At 71.8% G+C, this 1,072-nt stretch carries 1 protein-coding gene; it reads right to left on the bottom strand.

Going from position 1 to position 1,072, the window contains the following annotated elements:
• The coding region (locus G6027_RS16260) for a helicase-related protein (RefSeq protein WP_277612357.1) at positions 1-1,072 on the bottom strand (1,072 nt) is incomplete at both ends.

The following is a 1,072-nucleotide window of genomic DNA, read 5'->3' as shown; positions in this document are numbered from 1 at the left end:
GAACGGCAGCCGTCCCGTGCCGCCGGGCGCGGGCGTGACCAGCACCCGGTCGTGCGTGATCTCCTCGACCCGCCAACTCGAGGCCCCGAGGGCGAACACGTCGCCGACCCTGGACTCGTAGACCATCTCCTCGTCGAGCTCGCCGACCCGCGTCGCCTTCTCCCCCACCATGAACACGCCGAACAATCCGCGGTCGGGGATGGTGCCGCCCGAGGTGACGGCGAGACGCTGCGCTCCCGGACGGCCGGTCAGCGTCCCGGCGTCGCGGTCCCAGACGAGACGCGGCCTGAGTTCGGCGAAGTCCGCCGAGGGGTACTTCCCCGCCAGCATGTCGAGCGTCGCCTCGAACGCCGACCGCGGCAGCCCGACGAACGGGGCGGTCCGACGTACTGCGGCGAACCAGTCCTCGACGTCGATCGGCTCGAGCGCGCAGGCGGCCACCGTCTGCTGGGCGAGGACGTCCAACGGGTTGGTGATGACCGACATCGCCTCGATCGCGCCGGCGACCATCCTCTCCACGGTCACCGCACTGTGGAGGAGGTCGGCGCGGTGCTTGGGGAACACCGCCGCGCGGGAGACCTCACCGACCTGGTGTCCGGCGCGGCCCACACGCTGGAGCCCCGAGGCCACTGACGGTGGGGACTCCACCTGCACGACCAGGTCCACCGCGCCCATGTCGATCCCCAATTCGAGCGACGACGTGGCCACCACCGCGCGCAACCGACCCGACTTGAGGGCGTCCTCGATGAGCGCCCGTCGCTCCTTGGACACCGATCCGTGATGGGCCATGGCCAGCTCCGGAGGAGCACCCCGCGAGACCTCGGACGGCACCATGATCTGCGCGGGTGGGCGGGCCGGCGCGGGCGGCAGCGACCCCGGATCGGTGTCCTCGGCGTAGATCTCGTTGAGTCGCGCGGTCAGCCGCTCGGCCAGGCGTCGGGAGTTGACGAACACGATCGTGGAGCGGTGCGCCGTGACCAGGTCCACCACCTGACGCTCGACGTGCGGCCAGATCGACCCCTCGCCCGGCGTACCGGGCGGAGCCGTGACGTCCGAGCCGGCCGAGGACAGG

This window comes from Dietzia sp. SLG310A2-38A2, from assembly GCF_014145095.1.
GTDB lineage: Bacteria > Actinomycetota > Actinomycetes > Mycobacteriales > Mycobacteriaceae > Dietzia.
This window is presented reverse-complemented; position numbering and strand designations above follow the sequence as displayed.